At 64.8% G+C, this 815-nt stretch carries 1 pseudogene; it reads left to right on the forward strand.

The features are described 5' to 3' along the window. Window positions 1-800, forward strand: a pseudogene (locus CCN29_RS06200) (hypothetical protein); the annotation flags it as partial. Between the last annotated feature and the right edge of the window lie 15 nt (window positions 801-815).

An 815-nucleotide genomic window follows, 5' to 3' on the forward strand; every position in this document is an offset into this window, starting at 1 on the left:
CGCCAGGTTGGAAAACGCTCAATAACCGGCGGATGCCCGTCGTCATGGCCACCGTGCCGTACGGCAAGGACCCAGACAACTGGTCTCGGACGGTTGTCGAACCGCTCTTCCGCAACCTGCACGGGTTGGCCGTTCTGTACGTGCTCACGCCGGAAGCGCAGTCCAAGTTCAATGCCGCACTGGAGTTCCACCCCGTCTTCGGCGGAGGCGTCCGTACCTACCTGCCGGGTGTCGACCCGGCCTGGAAACCCGACGCTCAACGTCACCCGGTGATGTCGCGCCGCACCATCGAGGCCGCCCCGCGCAGGGCCGCGTCCATTCTCGCGGCTCTCCCTCAGCGCCTGTCCTCCCGGCAGCCGTTGCCTGCCGCCCTGCTTAGCATTCCGCGGCAGCGCACGCGTCCCCGTCTGGCAGCGGACGGCACCGACGTTGTACGCCTGCGCACCGACATGGCCGCTGTGACTGCGCTTCTGGACGAGGCCGAGCGTGCGGAGGCGATGCGAGTCGACGAGATCAACGACCTGTACGCGGAACTTGCGAAAGCAGAACAGGCCACCAACGAACTGCGCGGTGAGAACGAGGAACTCTACGACAAGGTTCAGGAGTCCCAACGACTCATTCGCTTCCTGCGCGAACAGCTGCAAGAAGCCGGGGAATTCGGCGCCGCCCACGCATTGGCGGCGCCGACGGAAATCGACTACCCGAAGACCTTCTCCGACCTCTTGGACCGCCTTGACGAGTTGCCCGGTATCTCGTTCACCGGCAACGCCAAGATCACACGGGCCCTCGACAGTCAGTGAGCGTTTTCCAACCTG

Source organism: Streptomyces pseudogriseolus (assembly GCA_002154585.1).
Lineage (GTDB): Bacteria > Actinomycetota > Actinomycetes > Streptomycetales > Streptomycetaceae > Streptomyces > Streptomyces pseudogriseolus.